This is a genomic window from Parasphingorhabdus marina DSM 22363 (genome assembly GCF_900128895.1).
Classification (GTDB): domain Bacteria; phylum Pseudomonadota; class Alphaproteobacteria; order Sphingomonadales; family Sphingomonadaceae; genus Parasphingorhabdus; species Parasphingorhabdus marina.
The window spans coordinates 814,141-829,477 of record NZ_FSQW01000001.1 but is presented as its reverse complement, the minus strand read 5'-3'; the positions used below and the strand labels follow the sequence as shown (position 1 = coordinate 829,477).

Genomic DNA, 15,337 nt, shown 5'->3' with positions numbered 1-15,337 from the left:
ATTCGCTCAGCCTTATCATGTTTTAATTGTGTGATTAAATCAATCTGTATGTATGGCCATGTCGACCCGGATCATACCGGTGTGCGAAATGCGATCATCGTCAATTCTGCCTGGATGAATCATGCTTGCACCCGGAAAATCACTGCCTCCGTCCGCCCTGTGGCTGGGTCTGGCCGGACTGTTGCCGCAAACTCTCTGCCTGGTTCTGGTCTTTGATGACCAGCACCGCTTCTCGGCGCTGGCGGCTGGCTGGCTCTACGCCGCGCTGATCTTCAGTTTTCTGGGCGGGGTCTGGTGGGGTCTCGGCGTTGCAGATGAGCGGCCACCCGCCTGGTTGTTCCCGATAGCCGTCTTGCCCAGCCTGATCGCTTTTGCCAGCGGCATTCCCTGGATGATCGGCACGACCTGGCCGGGGCCCTCCATGCTCCTTCTCGGCGCGGGTCTGATCCTCGCGCTGTTCGTCGATCGTGCGCTGTTTCGGCGACAGATCATGTCCGCAGCGATGTTCCGGCTGCGCATTCTCCTGTCCGCCGGACTGGGATCCCTGACTCTGGCGCTCGGACTTCTGGCGTGACGACCGCGCCCAAATCCGGGAAACAGGTGAAGGTCTGGTATGACGGTGCCTGCCCGTTATGCATTCGCGAGATCCGCATCATGCAGCGGCTGGACCGGCATGACCGGATTGCTTTCATTGATATCTCTCCGGCAGAGGCGGCCTGCCCGCTCGACCGGCAACTGATGCTCGAACGGTTTCATGCGGAGGAGGGCGGGCAACTCCTGTCGGGCGCCGCGGCATTTGCCGCGATGTGGCGTGCCTTGCCGGCGATGCGCCCACTCGGTCAGATCGCCCGCAACCGGATTGTCCTGAAAATCCTCGAAGCTGGATACAGGTTGTTTTTGCACATCCGGCCGCGGCTCCAGAAACTGGTCCCCGCCCCGAAGACGGACAGCTGACCCGGTTTTTGTGCTTTTCGGAAATCGCGCGGATCGCTATGACCGGATTGTTCGCGACTGGCGAGACAGGATGGATCACCATCGGGGAGCGAACATCATTGCGTGCCGTTCGCCTGGGCAGTTCCATCACAAGGAGACATGCTCATGACCGACAATCCTGCCCCCTTTCATATCGTTTTCCTGTTGTTCGACGAGATCACCCAGCTGGATTTCACGGGACCGGCCCAATTTCTCGCGCGGCTCCCGGGAGCCGTCCTGCACAGTGCAGCCAAAACCGTACAACCGATCCAGACCGACAGCGGCTTTGCCATGCTGCCCACCACGAATTTTGCCGACTGCCCGCAAGCCGACCTGCTGTGCGTGCCGGGCGGGTTCGGGACACGGCAGGTTATCCAGGATGAAGACACTCTCGCATTTCTGCGCAATCAGGGCGCGGGCGCCAGATATGTCACCTCGGTCTGCACCGGCTCGCTGGCGCTGGGTGCTGCCGGGCTGCTCCAGGGCAAGCGTGCCACCACGCACTGGGCCTATACTTCGCTGCTCGAGAAATTCGGTGCGCAACATGAGAAATCCCGCGTTGTGCAGGACGGCAACGTCATCACCGCCGGGGGTGTGACCTCGGGAATCGACTTTGGCCTGACCATCCTGGCCGAAGTCGCCGGCCCGGAATTTGCGCAAATGATGCAGCTTTCGCTCGAATATGATCCCCACCCGCCGTTCGACAGCGGCCATCCGGACCGGGCTGATCCGAAACTGGTGCAACTGCTGCATGACCGGGTCTATGGCAAGGTGCTCGACAATCTCGATCAGATCATCGACGCTCCCTAAAAGAACAGAGGACGTTGCCCGCGTGTCTTGGCATGGGTGCTGTCTTCCGTGACTGAAAGTTTCCAACCTGTCTCAAACCGATCTCTCGACCAGGACCGCGCCGCGCCGGATCAGCGAGCTGAAGCTGTTCCTGTTTTCCGCCGCCTGCGCCGCCTCGGTCGCACACGGCTATTACATCCATCCGCTGATCGCGCCGGTTGGCGCGGAATTCGGCGTCAGCGGAACCTGGCTGGGACTGGTGCCGGCGTTCAACCAGATCGCGCTGGCGCTCGGTATCCTGCTGCTGCTCCCGCTCGGCGACAGGGTCAATAACCGCAAGCTGCTGACATATTTTGCCGCTGGGCAGCTCATCGCCCTGCTGGCCATGGCGCTGGCCGCCGATTTCCGGATCTTCGTCATCGCCTCATCGTTGCTCGGTTTTGCCACGATCGCACCCTATCTGGTTCCCGCCTATGTCACCAGGCGCGTCAAGCCGGAACGCGTCGGCCATGTCACGGGCATATTGACGGCCGGGATCACCGCCGGGCTGCTCGCCAGTCGCGGTGGCGCCGGCGTGCTGGGCCACTATTTCGGCTGGCGCGCGGCCTATTGGGTGGGCGCGGCACTGGCGCTGGCGGTGCTCGTCATCGTGCCGCTGATCATGGAGAAGGACGAGAAATTGCGTGATGACGACGCGCCGCGGGAAAGCTATGGCGCGCTGATCGCCTCGCTCTGGCCGATCATCCGGACCATGCCGGACGTCCTGCTCGCCGGTATTCTCCAGGCCCTGTCTTTCGGCTTTTTCCTCGCCCTGTGGCTGGGCATTGGTCTCCATCTGACCAGCGCGCAAATGGGATATGGTGTCGACGTGGTCGGCTATCTGGCATTGCTTGCCGCCAGCAACATTCTGGTCGCGCCCTGGTCCGGGCGCCTCGCCGACCGGATTGGTGCGGAAAAGGTACGGGTGCTGTTCGCGGTCATCCAGTGGATTGGTGCCATCCTGCTGTTCGTGGCCGGCACCAGTATCTGGATCCTGATCGTGCCGATCATCTTAAGCAATTTTGGCGGCGCCTCGATGGATGTGGCCAACCGCACCATTTTGTTTGGCCGGGCGCCGGAGATCCGCACGCGGCTGATGACCGTCTATATTGTCACCATGTTTCTGGGCGGAGGCTTGTCGAGCTGGCTCGGCACCGCGGCCTATGCCTGGGGCGGTTGGAACGCCATTGCTGGCATGTCACTAATATTCGCCACGCTGATCCTCGGCCTCGCCCTGTGGGGCCAGCATCGTCACAACACTTGACGGCCAGGCCAACCCGGTCGAAACTGGGCGAGGAGAACAGGGGAGGAAAATCATGACACGGTGGATGCTGGTATTAATGGCATTTTTGATGCCTGTGGCGGTTTCAGCAGAAACACCGCCACCTCCACCTGATCATCAGGTGCTGGTGGAAAAATATACCGCTGCGTTCAACGCGCAGGATGTCACCGCCATGAGCAACCTGATGCATTCGGAGATTCAGTGGATCATGATCAGCGGCGCCAAATCGGAAGTCGCCACCGACGGCAAGGATAACATGGTCCGCGACATGACATCCTATTTCCAGGGGCCCACCAAGGTCAGCAGCAGTCTCAGCGGCTGGTCGGTCAATGGCGACTATGTCACGGTGATCGAAACCGCATCGTGGCAGAACAGCAAGGGCGAGCGGCAGGCGCAGAGTGCAACCGCAGTCTATCAGATCATGGACCGGCTGATCCGCCGGGTCTGGTACTTTCCGGAACAGAAAGCCAAATAGCGCTCAGATTTTGACCAGCACCTTGCCGATATTGCCGCCGGTGAACAGCTTTTCATAGGCGGTCAGCACATTCCCGATACCGTCCGTCACATCAAAGGGCGTGTCGATCAGCCCCTGGTCATGCCATTTGGCCAGCTGGATCGTGAGCTCTGCGCCCTGATCCATGAAGTCGGGGGAGAAAAAGCCCTCGATACGCAGCCGCTTCATCAGGATCTGGTCAAAATGTTCGGGGCCGCGACCACGGCCGTCCCCCTGATATTGAGCAAGCAGACCACAGAGCGCGATCCGCCCGTGCATCGCCATATTGGGCAGTACCGCATCCAGTATCGGTCCGCCGACATTGTCGAAATAGGCATCAATGCCGCCATCCACCTTTGCCAGTTCAGCAGCGACGTCCGCATTCTTGTAGTCGATTGCCCGGGTGATGCCGAGTTCCTGTTCCAGCCACCGGCACTTGTCGGGGCCGCCGGCCAGCCCATGGACATTTGCGCCCAGGATTTTGGCAACCTGACAAGCGAGCAAGCCGGTCGACCCGGCCGCGGCCGACACCAGCACATTGTCGCCGGCTTTTACCGCCGCCGTCTCGCGGATGCCCCAGAGCGCGGTCCACCCGTTAAAGCCGAGCACTCCGAAATGCTGGCGGATGTCGGGGATTTGATCGTCCACTTTCATCAGACCTGCCAGTTCCGGCTGGACCACGGCATATTCCGCCCACTGGCCGAACCCGCGCACCAGATCGCCCTCGGCAAATTGCGGGTCGTTCGACCGGGCGACATGACCGAGCACCAGCCCAACCATTCTGGTGCCCAGTTCGAGGGGTGGCTGATAGCCGTCCTCGCGTTCGGTCATCCACATCCGGGTGCCCGCATCCATCGACAGCCAGGCGCATTTCACCAGCACTTCCCCGGCGCCAATATCCGGGACGGCTTCGGTTTCGAGCGACAAGGCGCCCGAGACATCACTGCCTTCCGGACGCCTGTTCAATTGCCAAAAGCGGTTGGACGTCATCTGCTCTCTCCCATCATGGAGCAGGCAGTCTAAAGAAGTTGGTCCTGATCGATACTGTTCTTATTGGCGGGCAGGCTGAACAGCATGCCGTCGCGCCCCAGCACGATTTCGCCGTCAAAGGCCTCCGCCGTGCCTTTCAGATAATAGCTTTCCAGATAGGTCAGCGGCACCGCCGGTACGATGTGGCTTAACACCAGCATGCGGGTTTCCGCCTCGCCGGCGATTTCCGCCACCTCAACCGGTGTCGCGTGATAGGAAGGGATGTCCGCCATGATCTTGGCCACCCGCGCATTGCCCGCCTGCTTCGCCGCGGCCTGCATCTTGCCCACCATCTCGGCGTTCAGCACTTCGTGCACCAGCAGGTCACAACCTGTGCAGATCCCGGCAATCCGCGGGTCTTTCGCTGTGTCGCCACTGAGCACGACCGAACGGCCCTTGTAATCGAAACGGTATCCGAAAGCCGGTTCCACCGGTTCATGATTCACCCGAAAAGCGGTGATCTTCAGGCCCTCTCGATTGTAGACAACCGCTTGCTCCTGGCCTTCCGGCAGCGCAAATGGCTGCGCGATACCGCCCGCACCAGAGGGCGGCATGGTGGCTGCGCCATGATGCGCGATGCGATATTGCACGTCAGCGGCATAGGCGCCGTTCAGGCCATCCACGATAGCTTCCACACCTTCCGCGCCATATACCGGCAGCGGACTGTCATGACCGCCGCCCGCCCAGCGCTGGAGCAGCAATTCGCCCATGCCGTCAATATGATCGCTGTGGAAATGTGTCAGCAGCAAAGCCTCGACATTCGCCATGGGCAGTCCCATTTGCCCGAGATTGCGGACCGCGCCGCCACCGATATCGACAATGAATATCCGCTCGCCCGCGATCACCGCCGTGCATGGCCCTGCGCGTGAAGGGTCAGAGAGCGGCGAGCCACTACCGCACAGCACGACATGCAGACCGTCAGGCAGATTGCCGATCAGGTCGCGGGCAAAAGCCTGTTCGACAGCCCGCGCAAACAGCCGTTCGCCAATCTGTTTCTGGAATATCCATCCGGCGGAACCGGCAAGCACCAGGATCAGGATTAGTCCGGTCAGCAGTTTTCTCATGATTCCTGTTCCCCTCAGCATTCAACCAGATTCACGGCAAGTCCGCCCTGCGATGTCTCCTTGTAGCGTTCCGACATGTCGAGACCGGTCTTGCGCATCGTTTCGATGACCTCGTCCAGACTGACCCGGTGCGTTCCGTCACCCAGAATGGCGAGGCGCGCTGCTTCGATCGCTTTCACCGCGCCGACCGCATTGCGCTCGATACAGGGCACCTGGACCAGTCCGGCAACCGGATCACAGGTCAGCCCGAGATTATGCTCCATCCCGATCTCGGCAGCATTTTCGACCTGCAGCGGCGTCCCGCCCCAGGCAGCGGTCAATCCGGCTGCGGCCATCGAACAGGCCACGCCGACCTCGCCCTGACAACCCACTTCCGCGCCCGAAATCGAGGCATTTTCCTTGAACAGTGATCCAATCGCTGCAGCGGTCAGCAGGAATGTCTCAACTCCCGCGGCATCGGCCTTGGGCGAAAAACGCTCATAGAAACGTAGCACCGACGGCACGATCCCGGCAGCACCATTGGTTGGTGCGGTCACTACCTTGCCACCCGCGGCATTTTCCTCGTTGACCGCCAGCGCCCAGAGATTGACCCAGTCCAAAATGGTCAGCGGATCCGAAAGTGCGCGTTCCTGACGCTCCATCAGCTGGCTGTAGATCAGCGGTGCCCGGCGTTTCACTTTCAGGCCGCCAGGAAGAATGCCTTCGCTGCGAATCCCCCGATCAATGCAGGCGGACATGGCATCGGCAATCGCGCGAATGTCGCGGCTGATCTCGGGGTCTTTTTTGCCGGTCTGCTCATTGCGGCGCATGATGTCGGCAATCGACAATGATTCCCGTTCTGTGATCTCAAGCAGGTCTGCGCCCGAACAAAAGGGAAAGGGCACATCCCACAGGCCCGCGTCCGGATCATTGCTGCCAATCTGGTCCTCATCGAGAATCGCACCGCCGCCGACCGAATAATAGACCCGGCTGGCGATCATCTCCTCACCCGAAAAAGCGCTGAGCCGCATGGCATTGCTGTGAAAATCCAGCCGTTTCTTTTGATCAAAAATCACATCCCGCACTTCGTCAAAGGGGATTTCGTGCGTGCCGTTCAGGCTAATTTTTGCGCTGTTGCGGATGTCCTCCACCTGACGATCTGCCGCATCAGGTTCGATCATGTCGGGACGCTGACCGGACAGGCCCAGCAATATCGCGCGGTCGGTAGCATGTCCCTTGCCGGTGAGCGCCAGCGATCCGAAAAGGCGGGTTTCCAGCCGGTTCACATTCTGCAGAATGCCGGAGTCCGAAAGACGCGCGACGAACAGCGCCGCTGCCAGCATCGGGCCCATGGTGTGCGAACTGGACGGCCCGACACCGATCTTGAACAGGTCAAAAGTACTCGCGACCATGGCTGGATTCTCTCCCCTTACACCCGCACGCTTTAGCCTGCCAGATCAGGCCTGGGCCAATGAAATAATCGCATCTGCTTCGGCTCCATGCTCATTGACCACCCGTTCCGAACAGAATAACTGTCCGGTCAGCCGCTTTGATCTGCGCCCTGAGAAACGGTTTTGGGGCCGTAACAATGGTGATTCCGATTCCCAGTGCGTCATAGATTTTCTGCAGGTCTTCCGGTGCAGGGTGACCGACTTCCCAGCTGATCAGCTGCGGACCGCCGACCGATGTTGCGGAAGGATGCGGGGTCCCGCCCCAATCGATGAAAAAGGGCACCAGAAAATCATGGGCAGGGTCGATGACGGACATCGTGCGCCACTGCAGCATCGTGCCATCCGGCGTCTTTCTCGATCCGGCCCGGATTTCACCTGTGGTCATTCCGGCGGCCTTTGCCGCTTCGCGGACGGCTTCGATATTGCGGGTCTGAACCGCAAATCCGATCAGCTCGGGATGGGTCAGTTTTGCCAGACGTTCGGCAAATCCGCCGCGATTATCGCGGCTCGCCGGACCGATAATTTCCAGATAGATCCCCTCGCCCAGTCCGACGAGGCTATTGGCGGTTCCGAGGTCAGGATGCTCGCCGCCCGGAGTGGGTTCCACGGAGAGCATCTCGCCCAAGTCCGCAGAACCGGACGCCAGGTCGGGGACGGCAAGAAGAATATGGTCAACCGGATGGTCAGCCATGGTTCCGGTTCCTGGACTTTGGGCCTCGACCCGATCTGCCAGCAACGTGGCGGCGACCAGCCCGGAGAGCAGAAAGCGCAGAATGATCTGATGCATGGCCGGATGCTCCGCTGTGAGGATGGAAGATCAGGATGATTTCATCTCTGCGATCCACTGGTCTACCTGTTTCTCCAATATGCTGAGCGGCACCGAACCGCCGCCGAGCACAGTGTCATGGAAGCCGCGAATGTCGAAATCCTCGCCCAGCTCCTTTTCGGCCTTTGCGCGCAAATCCTGGATCTTGATCATGCCTATCTTGTAACTGGTCGCCTGCGCCGGCATCACCAGATAGCGCCGGACCTCGCTGCGCACCGCGGTTTCCGGGATCGGGGAGTTGGCGAGGAAATAGGCGACCGCTTTCTCCTCGCTCCAGCCTTTGGTGTGCAAACCGGTATCAACAACCAGCCGGATCGCGCGCCAGATCTCGGTCGTCAGCCGGCCAAAATCCGAATAGGGATTTTCATAGGCGCCCATTTCCTTGGCGAGCAGTTCGGAGTAGAGCGCCCAGCCTTCCCCGAATGCCGGAATATAGGCACCCTGCGCCCGAAATTGCGGCACGCCTTCCAGCTCCTGGGCAATCGAGGATTGCATGTGATGCCCCGGATTGCCTTCATGATAGGCAATCACCTCAAGGCTGTGGATCGGCATCGCCCGCATGTCGGACAGATGCGCATAATAGGTGCCGGGCCGTGACCCGTCCGGTGTTCCCGAACGGTAATGCTGGGCCGCACCATCCTGCTCGCGGAACGGTTCCACCCGCTTCACCACCAGATCGGCCTTGGGCAATGTCCCGAAGAAATCCGACAGGCGCGTCTTGATGAAAGCCAGGTGTTTTTCGGCGGCGTCAATATAGTCCTGCGCGCCCTTGTCATCATTGGAGAAATAAAACTGGTCATCCTCGCGCAGGAACGTGAAAAAGGCCTGGAGATCACCCTCGAAATTGACACTCTCCCGGATCGCTTCCATCTCGCTGCGGATCCGCGCCACTTCGCTCAGCCCGATATTGTGGATCTGGTCGGCGGTCAGGTCCGTGGTCGTCTGGTTGGCGAGCCGGTAGGTGTAAAAGGCCGTTCCGTTGGGCAGTTCGGAGACGCCAAAAGACTCGGCCCTGGTATTCGGCAGGTCGGCCTCGAACCAGCTGATGATGCGGCGATAGGCCGGCTGCAGGCTGTCGGTCAGCGCCACACGGGCCTGGTCTTTCAGCGCATCCGCCCGTGCTGTGCCGATCTTGCCGTCTTTCACCAGCGCAGCGAGCTTGTTTTCCGTCGCTTGCCAAAGCGCCGAGGCCCCGCCGTTGTCAAAGGGCGCGCCTGTGGTGATTTTCTGCGACTGCTCAATCACCCCTTCATAGGCAAAACGCGGCGGCCGTGTGCCTGCAGCAGCATTGGCCTGGGACCGCGCGAGCAGCTGGTCCAGTGCTCGCGCACTGCCCTTGAGCCGGGCGATAAAGGCAAGCATGTCGGTCTCGCTTTCCACCCGGTGCTGATTGATCAGGAAGGTCGGGAAGAAGGACTGCTGTCCGTTAAACTGGTGCAGGACATAGGCATTGTTGCGAAACGGCACGCCCGATTCGGCTTCGGCGAGGCGGAATTTCCACATGTCCCAGGATATTTTCGCATCGGGCGAGAGCTTGTCATAATCAAATGACCGCTCCATCTCCGCGGTCGCGTCCTGCATCCATTTGAGCTGGCGGTCCGCAGCCGCAATCGAGAAATCATCGATCTGGTCATAGGCGGTGCGGCGTCCGAGAAATGTCTGGGTAATCGGGCTGAACGCCAGCTGTTCTTCGAACTTTGCATCAAACCAGGCGTTCAGGCGGTCCGTTTCCGATTGCTCCGGGGCTGGCGCAGATGTTTCGGAAGCGCTGGCCGCTGCTCCCGTGTTACCTGTTGTGGCACTGCATGCCGCCAAAGCTGTTGTTGCCAGCAAGATTGCGAAGATTCTTGTCATTATGCCCGGTCCTCACCCAATTGGTTTCCTGTGAAACGGCATGGCACAGATGACGGCGGCGGTAAATCGGAACCGGACGGCGGGACCTTTCTAGCGGCGGGCCAGCACTCCCAGGGCAAGACCGAATGCCGCTATCAGACCGGCGACGATCAGCAGCATCATGTCGGGAGACCGGACATTGCCCTTGACCCGCATGCCGACGGACTGAAGCTCGACATTTTCCCCCGGCCGAACGTCGACGGATATCCGCCAGGCCCCGGCCGGACGGTCGTTCAGTTTCACCGGGAAATATGTGTGAAAATAGTTGGCCTGACTCGAATTGGCCTTCGCCCGCGGACGGAATATATGCTCAACCGGTGGCAGCCCGTCACCAAAATGCAGGGTCATCGGAACCGCGCGATCCGCGCTTCCATGCGTCACTCCACGCCGGACACCTTCGGCATCGAGAATGATCCGCACCGGCCGGTCTTCCGGTCGGACAACTGCGATAATCGTCTCTGACGGTGCCCCCTGCTGATATACTGGACCTTCCGCAATAGTGGATCCGGAGAACATCATCGCCAGCACAAATTCTCCGGCCGCGACAAGCACGCCGCCCGCAAAAATCAGCCATCCGGCAATCGACAGGTTCACAAAGTCTCTCCGGCCAAAATTCAGCAAAAATCGATGGAAAGAAACCTTAGAGGCAACTGGTTAGAATTTCCTGACCATGGATGGAATGAACAAAAAAGGGCCGGAGGTTTCCCTCCAGCCCTTTCTGATTTCAGACTGTGCTGAACAGCGGGGCCTAGAAGCCCATGCCGCCGCCCATGCCGCCCATGCCGCCCATGTCGGGCATGGCCGGAGCCGCAGACTTGTCTTCCGGCAGTTCGGCAACCGCCGCTTCGGTGGTGATCAGCAGACCGGCCACGGAAGACGCATCCTGCAAAGCCGCGCGGACAACCTTGGTCGGATCGATCACGCCAGACTTGACCAGATCTTCGTATTTGTCGCTGAACGCGTTAAATCCGAAATTCTTGTCTTTCTGGTCGAGCAGCTTGCCAGCGACAACCGCGCCGTCAAATCCGGCATTTTCAGCGATCTGACGAACCGGAGCCTGCAGCGCCTTGCGGACAATGTCGACGCCGCGGGTCTGGTCTTCATTTTCGCCTTCCAGGCCCTTGAGCGCCGCCGTGGCGTAGAGAAGCGCGGTACCGCCGCCAGGGACAATGCCTTCTTCGACAGCAGCACGGGTGGCGTGCAGCGCGTCATCGACGCGGTCTTTCTTCTCTTTCACTTCGACTTCGGTGGCTCCACCGACCTTGATCACGGCAACACCGCCAGCGAGCTTCGCGAGACGCTCCTGCAGCTTTTCCTTGTCATAGTCAGACGTGGTGGTTTCGATCTGCGCACGGATCGCTTCGACACGGGCCTTGATTTCGCCCTTCTTGCCGCCACCGTCAACGATGGTGGTGTTGTCCTTGTCGATCGTCACCGACTTGGCCTGACCCAGCATGTTCAGTGTGACGCTTTCCAGCTTGATGCCGAGATCTTCGCTGATCATTTCACCCTTGGTGAGGATCGCGATATCTTCGAGCATGGCTTTCCGGCGATCACCGAAACCAGGGGCCTTCACGGCAGCAATTTTCAGGCCGCCACGCAGCTTGTTGACAACCAGGGTCGCCAGCGCTTCGCCTTCAATGTCTTCAGCAATAATCAGCAGCGGACGTCCGGCCTGCACAACAGCTTCCAGAATCGGCAGCATCGGCTGCAGGTTGGTCAGCTTTTTCTCGTGGATCAGGATGTAGGGATTTTCGAGTTCCGCGAGCATCTTGTCCGGATTGGTGATGAAGTAGGGCGACAGGTAACCGCGGTCAAACTGCATGCCTTCAACAACGTCCAGTTCAAAGTCGAGACCTTTGGCTTCTTCCACCGTGATCACGCCTTCCTTGCCGACCTTGTCCATCGCTTCTGCGATTTTCTGGCCCACTTCCTTGTCGCCATTGGCGGAGATCACGCCGACCTGGGCAACTTCTTCGCTGCTCTTCACGTTCTTCGAACGCTTCTGCAGCGAGGCAACGACGGCAGCGGCGGCCTGGTCGATGCCGCGCTTCAGATCCATCGGGTTCATGCCGGCGGACACGGATTTCATGCCTTCGGTCACGATCGACTGAGCCAGAACCGTTGCGGTGGTGGTGCCGTCGCCAGCCACGTCATTGGTTTTCGATGCGACTTCACGGAGCATCTGCGCGCCCATGTTTTCGTACTTGTCCTTCAGTTCGATTTCCTTGGCAACCGAAACACCATCCTTGGTGATGCGCGGCGCGCCGAAAGACTTGTCGAGAACAACGTTGCGGCCTTTGGGGCCGAGAGTGACTTTTACGGCGTCGGCCAGCGTGTTCACACCGGTCAGGATGCGTTCGCGGGCGTCACGGCCAAATTTTACGTCTTTTGCAGCCATGTTGATTTCCTCTGCTTACAAATGTGATGATTGGTGCTGGAAAGTCTTACTTCTCGATGATGCCGAGAATATCGCTTTCCTTCATGATGATCAGGTCTTCACCTTCCACGGTGACTTCCGTGCCGGACCATTTGCCGAACAGGATGCTGTCGCCTTTTTTCACGTCGAGCGCGGTGACCTTGCCATTGTCATCCTTGAGACCGCCGCCAACTGCGACAACCTTGCCTTCGGACGGCTTTTCCTGCGCGCTGTCCGGAATGATGATCCCGCCAGCAGTTTTCGCGTCCGCCTCTACCCGGCGCACCAGTACACGGTCATGTAATGGACGAAATTTCATATGTTTCCCTTTCTTGTCCAAATCTGCATTTCAGCGGCCGGCTCCTTTTGCCCGGGCCATCAGAAACGCCTGTGATGAGGATTAGCACTCACATGTGACGAGTGCTAACGACGCCCATATGGGCGCTTGCGCCGCTGGGTCAAGCTTATTTCGATTCTTTTTTGTCGCTTTTTCCGGCTGGTTTTTCGGGACTTGAACCCGGCACACCCGAACCCGCAAAAAAATTTGTAACCGCACAAGCCGAAGCAGCGAATGCCAGATTGAGCCAGCGTCAGCGGGCTCGTTCATATCCCCCCATTCCCAAGAGAGGAAAAACCATGTCCAATTCACTGATCAAGGCCACTGCCGCTGCTGCTGCCCTGGCTGCTGCCGCCACCATTGCCGTGTCCCCCACGACCGCCCAGGCTGCCGGCGCCAAGGAAAAATGTTTCGGCATAGCGCTCAAAGGCAAAAATGACTGCGCCGCAGGACCGGGCACCAGCTGCGCCGGAACCTCCACTGCCGACTATCAGGGCAATGCCTGGAAATATGTTGCCAAGGGCTCCTGCGTCAAAGCCGGTGGTTCACTGACCGCCAAAAAAGGCAACAAGAAGCCGGTTCCCCAGCGCGGCTAAGCTGCCTGGTCAGTTCCTGACCTCTGGCAAAACTCTGGTACAGCACCGGGTTTTGCGATAGGTTTTGCGGATGTTTCCCAACGCCCAGCCTCAATTTTCGGTCTGTTTGCTATGCTAGCACCCATGTTGCCCTCCCTCCCTCCATCAGGCGGCATTGGTCTGAAATCGGTACATTTCCAAGACGTGCTGAATGAAGAAGACGGAGCGAAACACCCCGGATGGGTCGAGGTACATCCGCAAAACTACTTCGGGGATGGTGGTCCGCTGCATCGCTGGCTGACCGCCATCTCCGGAGTTTACCCGCTCAGCCTGCACAGCGTCGGGCTGTCGCTGGGTTCCGCCGAAGGGCTCAACGCGCATGATCTGGAAAAGATCGCGGATCTCTGCGAACGCTATCAGCCGGCCATGGTTTCGGACCATCTCAGCTGGAGCGGCAATGCCCATGACCGCTATCCCGATCTTCTTCCCATTCCCTATACACAGGAATCGCTGGACCATTTCAGCGCCCAGATTGCCCGCGTCCAGGACCGGCTGCAACGGCCGATCCTGATTGAAAATCCCTCCCGCTATCTCAGCTACCGGGATGACGAGATGGGCGAAACCGATTTCATTTCCGCGCTGTGTCGTCAGGCCGGATGCGGATTGCTGTTCGATATCAATAATGTCGAAGTCACCGCCACCAATGTCGGACTCGACATGGAAGCCTATGTCGATGCGATCGATCCCGAAATTGTCGGGGAAATGCATCTGGCCGGCCATGCCCGTGAAGATCATGAATCCGGACCCCTGCTGATCGATGACCACGGATCGATTGTCAGCGATGTGACCTGGAAACTCTATCAGCGGTTTATCGAGCGCGCCGGTCCGAAACCGACCCTGATCGAATGGGACACGGACATTCCGGAATATGACGTGCTGATGACCGAGGTCGACAAGGTCGAAGCCATTTTGTCTGCGCATTCCGGAGAGGAAGAGCCACATGCCCTCGCTGGCTGACGGCCAGAACCGGTTCATGGCCTGCCTGCAAAAGGGTCCGGGCCATTTCCCGGCAGACCTGTTTTCCGAAACTGATGACCGCGCCCTGCTCGGTCTCCGCGCACATGCCAACACCGTGTCCCATGCCCGGCTGGTGGCGCTGGAAAACGCCTATCCCAAATTGCACGCCCATATGGGGCACGAGCCATTTCACAAGATCTCCCGCGACTATATCGAGCAGGATCATATCCTGACCTGCGACATGAACAACATCGCCCGCGACTTTCCGGAATTTCTGCACCAAAACGGGCTGGGTGCCAGCGAGATCGATCTCGCCCGGGCCGAGTGGGGCTGGATCGAGAGTTACAACAGCGCCGAAGCGCCGCCGCTGGTGCTCGAAGATATCGCTGCACTTGCAGAAGATCAGCTGCTCGCCTTCCCGGTCGCCGCCCATCCCGCTGCCCGCCTCATCCGGATGGCCGGCCCGCTGTCTCCCGAGCTGTCAGAACTGGGTGAAGAAACCCCTGCCGGACTGATTATTGCCCGTCCCGAAGCCGAGGTCCTGTTCCATCCTGTAGACGCCACAAGTGCGGATATTGCGGAAAAAATTGCAAATATTTCAACTATGGGTAACCTTTTGTCGCTGGCCATCGAACTGGGTGATGAAACCAGTGCCATGGACCGGATCGTTCACCTGATCCGGGCAGGCACAATGACCAAAAGAAAACAGGACCAAGACAATGATGAAACTGATTAACAAAGCCATTGATATGGTCAGCGGGTCCGTCCCCGAGGCCATTGCCCTGCTCTTCACCCGCGTCGCACTTGCCGGCATTTTCTGGCGTTCGGCCCGCACGAAGGTCGAGGAAGGCACCTGGCTGCAAATGAGCGACACCACGGTTTTTCTGTTTCAGGAAGAATATGGCATGCCATTTCCCGAGATTACCGGCCTGATCGCGACTTATGCGGAACATTTTCTGCCCATTCTCGTGGTGCTCGGACTGTTCACCCGCGTCGGCGCTGCCGGATTGCTGGTCATGACCCTGGTTATCCAGTTCTTCGTCTATCCCGATGCCTGGTGGGTCACGCACATCGTCTGGGTTGCACTGGCCAGTATCCTGATCGTTCGTGGCGGCGGCCTGCTCTCCGTCGATCGGTTGCTCGGACACAAGTTCGGGTAAGATCGCGAGAGA

Annotated in this window: 17 protein-coding genes and 1 riboswitch; of the genes, 9 read left to right on the top strand and 8 right to left on the bottom strand. The window is 59.3% G+C overall.

All coding sequences use genetic code 11. The features are described from left to right. Positions 1-121: 121 nt before the first annotated feature. The 5 genes from BUQ90_RS04160 (at position 122) to BUQ90_RS04140 (ending at position 3,557) form a co-directional block, all read left to right on the top strand. Entirely contained in the window at positions 122-574 is a 453-nt protein-coding gene (locus BUQ90_RS04160) for a DUF3429 family protein (RefSeq protein ID WP_074203845.1), read from the top strand. Next, positions 571-954 carry a thiol-disulfide oxidoreductase DCC family protein gene (locus BUQ90_RS04155; protein WP_074203844.1) on the top strand — a complete coding sequence of 128 codons (384 nt, stop codon included), beginning with the start codon at positions 571-573 and terminating at the stop codon, positions 952-954. Before BUQ90_RS04160 ends, BUQ90_RS04155 begins: the two co-directional genes overlap by 4 nt. 43 nt (positions 955-997) lie before the next feature. Then, positions 998-1,080, top strand: a riboswitch (ZMP/ZTP riboswitch). 18 nt (positions 1,081-1,098) lie between these two features. Beyond that, complete coding sequence (locus BUQ90_RS04150; protein WP_074204866.1) at positions 1,099-1,782, top strand: DJ-1/PfpI family protein; 684 nt, start codon at positions 1,099-1,101, stop codon at positions 1,780-1,782. 52 nt (positions 1,783-1,834) lie between these two features. Next, complete coding sequence (locus BUQ90_RS04145; RefSeq protein WP_143182714.1) at positions 1,835-3,064, top strand: MFS transporter; 1,230 nt, start codon at positions 1,835-1,837, stop codon at positions 3,062-3,064. A 52-nt stretch (positions 3,065-3,116) separates the two neighbouring features. Continuing rightward, positions 3,117-3,557, top strand: a complete 441-nt coding sequence (locus BUQ90_RS04140; RefSeq protein WP_084192474.1) for a nuclear transport factor 2 family protein — start codon at positions 3,117-3,119, stop codon at positions 3,555-3,557. A gap of 3 nt (positions 3,558-3,560) precedes the next feature. Here the strand turns inward: BUQ90_RS04140 and BUQ90_RS04135 are convergent, their stop codons facing one another. The 8 genes from BUQ90_RS04135 to BUQ90_RS04100 all read right to left on the bottom strand — a co-directional run bounded on the left by BUQ90_RS04135 (position 3,561) and on the right by BUQ90_RS04100 (position 12,555). Then, positions 3,561-4,565, bottom strand: coding sequence for an NADP-dependent oxidoreductase (locus BUQ90_RS04135; protein ID WP_074203841.1), 1,005 nt, complete (start codon positions 4,563-4,565; stop codon positions 3,561-3,563). Positions 4,566-4,594: 29 nt separating this feature from the next. Next, entirely contained in the window at positions 4,595-5,668 is a 1,074-nt protein-coding gene (locus tag BUQ90_RS04130; RefSeq protein ID WP_074203840.1) for an MBL fold metallo-hydrolase, read from the bottom strand. 14 nt (positions 5,669-5,682) lie between these two features. Next, positions 5,683-7,059, bottom strand: coding sequence for an L-serine ammonia-lyase (locus BUQ90_RS04125; protein WP_074203839.1), 1,377 nt, complete (start codon positions 7,057-7,059; stop codon positions 5,683-5,685). Positions 7,060-7,150: 91 nt separating this feature from the next. Next, a complete protein-coding gene (locus BUQ90_RS04120) occupies positions 7,151-7,885 on the bottom strand; it encodes a VOC family protein (protein WP_084192473.1) in 735 nt (244 codons plus the stop codon). 30 nt (positions 7,886-7,915) lie between these two features. Continuing rightward, entirely contained in the window at positions 7,916-9,778 is a 1,863-nt protein-coding gene (locus BUQ90_RS04115; RefSeq protein ID WP_074203838.1) for a DUF885 domain-containing protein, read from the bottom strand. A gap of 90 nt (positions 9,779-9,868) precedes the next feature. Beyond that, complete coding sequence (locus tag BUQ90_RS04110) at positions 9,869-10,411, bottom strand: hypothetical protein (protein ID WP_074203837.1); 543 nt, start codon at positions 10,409-10,411, stop codon at positions 9,869-9,871. Between the two features lie 154 nt (positions 10,412-10,565). Continuing rightward, positions 10,566-12,218 (bottom strand): chaperonin GroEL, encoded by a 1,653-nt coding sequence (groL, locus tag BUQ90_RS04105; RefSeq protein ID WP_074203836.1) that lies wholly within the window; start codon positions 12,216-12,218, stop codon positions 10,566-10,568. A gap of 46 nt (positions 12,219-12,264) precedes the next feature. Continuing rightward, on the bottom strand, positions 12,265-12,555 hold the full coding sequence (locus BUQ90_RS04100; RefSeq protein WP_074203835.1) for a co-chaperone GroES: 291 nt from the start codon (positions 12,553-12,555) through the stop codon (positions 12,265-12,267). A gap of 317 nt (positions 12,556-12,872) precedes the next feature. Here BUQ90_RS04100 and BUQ90_RS04095 point away from each other — a divergent pair, with 317 nt between their 5' ends. The 4 genes from BUQ90_RS04095 (at position 12,873) to BUQ90_RS04080 (ending at position 15,325) form a co-directional block, all read left to right on the top strand. After that, positions 12,873-13,169, top strand: a complete 297-nt coding sequence (locus BUQ90_RS04095; RefSeq protein WP_074204864.1) for a BufA1 family periplasmic bufferin-type metallophore — start codon at positions 12,873-12,875, stop codon at positions 13,167-13,169. 123 nt (positions 13,170-13,292) lie between these two features. Further along, positions 13,293-14,165, top strand: a complete 873-nt coding sequence (bufB, locus tag BUQ90_RS04090) for an MNIO family bufferin maturase (RefSeq protein ID WP_074203834.1) — start codon at positions 13,293-13,295, stop codon at positions 14,163-14,165. Next, a complete protein-coding gene (locus BUQ90_RS04085) occupies positions 14,149-14,901 on the top strand; it encodes an HvfC/BufC family peptide modification chaperone (RefSeq protein WP_074203833.1) in 753 nt (250 codons plus the stop codon). The genes bufB and BUQ90_RS04085 overlap by 17 nt, the downstream gene beginning before the upstream one ends. Then, on the top strand, positions 14,885-15,325 hold the full coding sequence (locus tag BUQ90_RS04080) for a DoxX family protein (RefSeq protein WP_074203832.1): 441 nt from the start codon (positions 14,885-14,887) through the stop codon (positions 15,323-15,325). Before BUQ90_RS04085 ends, BUQ90_RS04080 begins: the two co-directional genes overlap by 17 nt. Positions 15,326-15,337: the final 12 nt, after the last annotated feature.

What these genes read in the sequence shown, in the direction of transcription:
- BUQ90_RS04160 (WP_074203845.1), top strand. Translation starts at nt 122, where the DNA reads ATGCTTGCACCCGGAAAATCACTGCCTCCGTCCGCCCTGTGGCTGGGT.
- BUQ90_RS04150 (WP_074204866.1), top strand. Translation starts at nt 1,099, where the DNA reads ATGACCGACAATCCTGCCCCCTTTCATATCGTTTTCCTGTTGTTCGAC.
- BUQ90_RS04140 (WP_084192474.1), top strand. Translation starts at nt 3,117, where the DNA reads ATGACACGGTGGATGCTGGTATTAATGGCATTTTTGATGCCTGTGGCG.
- BUQ90_RS04135 (WP_074203841.1), bottom strand. Translation starts at nt 4,565, where the DNA reads ATGACGTCCAACCGCTTTTGGCAATTGAACAGGCGTCCGGAAGGCAGT.
- BUQ90_RS04130 (WP_074203840.1), bottom strand. Translation starts at nt 5,668, where the DNA reads ATGAGAAAACTGCTGACCGGACTAATCCTGATCCTGGTGCTTGCCGGT.
- BUQ90_RS04125 (WP_074203839.1), bottom strand. Translation starts at nt 7,059, where the DNA reads ATGGTCGCGAGTACTTTTGACCTGTTCAAGATCGGTGTCGGGCCGTCC.
- BUQ90_RS04120 (WP_084192473.1), bottom strand. Translation starts at nt 7,885, where the DNA reads ATGCATCAGATCATTCTGCGCTTTCTGCTCTCCGGGCTGGTCGCCGCC.
- BUQ90_RS04115 (WP_074203838.1), bottom strand. Translation starts at nt 9,778, where the DNA reads ATGACAAGAATCTTCGCAATCTTGCTGGCAACAACAGCTTTGGCGGCA.
- groL (WP_074203836.1), bottom strand. Translation starts at nt 12,218, where the DNA reads ATGGCTGCAAAAGACGTAAAATTTGGCCGTGACGCCCGCGAACGCATC.
- BUQ90_RS04100 (WP_074203835.1), bottom strand. Translation starts at nt 12,555, where the DNA reads ATGAAATTTCGTCCATTACATGACCGTGTACTGGTGCGCCGGGTAGAG.
- BUQ90_RS04095 (WP_074204864.1), top strand. Translation starts at nt 12,873, where the DNA reads ATGTCCAATTCACTGATCAAGGCCACTGCCGCTGCTGCTGCCCTGGCT.
- bufB (WP_074203834.1), top strand. Translation starts at nt 13,293, where the DNA reads ATGTTGCCCTCCCTCCCTCCATCAGGCGGCATTGGTCTGAAATCGGTA.
- BUQ90_RS04085 (WP_074203833.1), top strand. Translation starts at nt 14,149, where the DNA reads ATGCCCTCGCTGGCTGACGGCCAGAACCGGTTCATGGCCTGCCTGCAA.
- BUQ90_RS04080 (WP_074203832.1), top strand. Translation starts at nt 14,885, where the DNA reads ATGATGAAACTGATTAACAAAGCCATTGATATGGTCAGCGGGTCCGTC.